The 1571-nt window shown below is 42.8% G+C and carries 5 protein-coding genes; 4 read left to right on the top strand and 1 reads right to left on the bottom strand.

What is annotated here, in order from left to right; all coding sequences use genetic code 11:
- Positions 1-5: 5 nt before the first annotated feature.
- The 4 genes from TOI97_RS13395 to TOI97_RS13130 all read left to right on the top strand — a co-directional run bounded on the left by TOI97_RS13395 (position 6) and on the right by TOI97_RS13130 (position 1268).
- Positions 6-98: an IS3 family transposase gene (locus TOI97_RS13395; RefSeq protein ID WP_407651303.1), complete on the top strand. Its 93-nt coding sequence runs from the start codon at positions 6-8 to the stop codon at positions 96-98.
- 89 nt (positions 99-187) lie between these two features.
- Positions 188-370 (top strand): hypothetical protein, encoded by a 183-nt coding sequence (locus TOI97_RS13140; protein ID WP_321554576.1) that lies wholly within the window; start codon positions 188-190, stop codon positions 368-370.
- A 129-nt stretch (positions 371-499) separates the two neighbouring features.
- A complete protein-coding gene (locus TOI97_RS13135; protein ID WP_321554577.1) occupies positions 500-703 on the top strand; it encodes a hypothetical protein in 204 nt (67 codons plus the stop codon).
- A gap of 151 nt (positions 704-854) precedes the next feature.
- Positions 855-1268 (top strand): carboxymuconolactone decarboxylase family protein, encoded by a 414-nt coding sequence (locus tag TOI97_RS13130; protein WP_321554575.1) that lies wholly within the window; start codon positions 855-857, stop codon positions 1266-1268.
- A 202-nt stretch (positions 1269-1470) separates the two neighbouring features.
- Here the strand turns inward: TOI97_RS13130 and TOI97_RS13125 are convergent, their stop codons facing one another.
- Positions 1471-1563: an IS3 family transposase gene (locus TOI97_RS13125; protein WP_407651303.1), complete on the bottom strand. Its 93-nt coding sequence runs from the start codon at positions 1561-1563 to the stop codon at positions 1471-1473.
- Positions 1564-1571 lie beyond the last annotated feature (8 nt).

Genomic DNA, 1571 nt, shown 5'->3' with positions numbered 1-1571 from the left:
ATTACATTAGCTACTATAACAACGAACGAATCATGCTTAATTTAAAGATGAGCCCTGCTCAATACAGAGCTCAGTACCTAAGTAAAAGCGTGGCTTAAGAGTCCAAGAAAAGGGGTTCACTCCACATTTATCCTTGCTTAATAGCATGGCAAAAAGCATTAATTTCATCTAAAACTTTGTCAATAAGTTGAGCCAACGCTCGATTAAAGAGCGCGGCGTGTTTTTGTCTACCTATGATGTTCAGACATATACCAATGATGCGGGTAAGGACTTGGGGTGCACAGTCCAACGTATTGCTGTTGAGCACACTAAGCGCCGCAAGCAGTCAGTATTGGATGCTGTTAAAAAACAATGTTGGACTATAAATTAGCTCATACAGGCATTATTTTAAGGAGGTTGACGAGGCATACACCAACCAAGCCTGTTCAAGTTGTGGCAGCCGAGGCCGAAAGGTATCGCAGGATTTTGATGAAGAGAGTGGACATGCAGTGGATGCGGTATCACTCACGACAGCGATATCAATGCGGCGAAAAATATTCTCGCGGCCGGACATCGCCGTCTAGCAGTAGGAATCCCCGTCCTTTATGTCGGGGAGGATGTCAAGCCCATTGACCCGTGCTCTGAAGTCACCACCAGAAGCTCTCTTTTCTGTGCCATAAAACGAAAGCTCATCTCACGTAATGCATCACACTCAGCAACCTGATAACGCTACCTCACAGGCCTGCCATAAAGCAAAGAAAGGATGCAAGCCCTATAAAACTACAACTATTTTAGGTAGCCTGCTGATTGTGTTAAGACCCAGCTAACACGACATATTTGGCGATAATAGCAATACAATTTAAGGAGTTTTAAAAGTGACAGATGATTTATACCAAAAAGGTATCAGTAAAATTCAGGAGCTGACTGCTTCACCGGACAGCAATCCTACAGGAGAAATGGATATTGGCGAGAAATTTAAAGATATAGCCCCAGACTTACAAAAATATATCGTAGAATTTGCTTTTGGTGGTATCTATTCACGCCCAGGATTAGATAACAAGCAAAAAGTACTGACCACTATTACTGCATTGGTCGCTCAAGGCAAGCCGCAAATCGCAATGCATATCAAAACAGGATTAACTGTAGGTCTAACTGCAGAAGAGATTGTGGGCTGCATTATGCATCTAATCCCTTACACGGGCTTTCCGAGCGTGCTCAATGCACTCACTGTCGCTAAAGAGATCTTTGAAGAACAGGGCCTAACTGTTAACACAAGCAATTTTGATTAACGTACACCTCAGCTAAAGATTAGGAGTTGACACTCGATACGCTGGCCCAGCACAAAAATATTCTTAACCGCCTAAGCTCAGCGGGCCAGCATCACACGCTCACTACAAGTCCATTACCAAAATAGCAGAAAGCCTTATATTTGAATACGAGGATGGATAGCAAGAGCTGTTAAAATTGGAGTGAACCCCTTTTCTTGGACTCTTAAGCCACGCTTTTACTTAGGTACTGAGCTCTGTATTGAGCAGGGCTCATCTTTAAATTAAGCATGATTCGTTCGTTGTTATAGTAGCTAATGTAATCTT

It is taken from the genome of Denitrificimonas halotolerans (assembly GCF_034259425.1).
Lineage (GTDB): Bacteria > Pseudomonadota > Gammaproteobacteria > Pseudomonadales > Pseudomonadaceae > Denitrificimonas > Denitrificimonas halotolerans.
This window is presented reverse-complemented; position numbering and strand designations above follow the sequence as displayed.